This is a genomic window from Oleiphilus sp. HI0128 (genome assembly GCF_001635365.1).
Genome location: NZ_LWGG01000627.1, coordinates 1 through 395, shown reverse-complemented (window position 1 = coordinate 395; position 395 = coordinate 1). Strand labels below are relative to the sequence as shown.

At 46.8% G+C, this 395-nt stretch carries 1 pseudogene; it reads left to right on the top strand.

The features are described from left to right. Window positions 1-333, top strand: a pseudogene (locus A3763_RS07890) (DNA-directed RNA polymerase subunit beta); the annotation flags it as partial. Between the last annotated feature and the right edge of the window lie 62 nt (window positions 334-395).

Here is a 395-nt window from a genome sequence, read left to right as displayed (position 1 = left end):
CTTAAGTTGAACCACTTGATTGATGACAAGATGCACGCTCGTTCTACGGGTTCATACAGCCTTGTTACTCAGCAGCCATTGGGCGGTAAAGCTCAGTTTGGTGGTCAGCGCTTCGGTGAGATGGAAGTATGGGCGCTAGAAGCTTACGGTGCTGCTTATACGCTACAGGAAATGCTTACGGTTAAATCTGATGATGTTAACGGCCGTACCAAGATGTATAAGAACATCGTTGATGGTGATCACCGTATGGAGCCTGGCATGCCAGAATCATTCAACGTACTTGTTAAAGAAATTCGCTCGCTTGGTATTGATATCGAGCTGGAATCAGAGTAGTTCGCAAGTCAATACAAACAATTACGCGGAGGCGAGCGCTTCTAGATGAAGCGTTCGCGGAT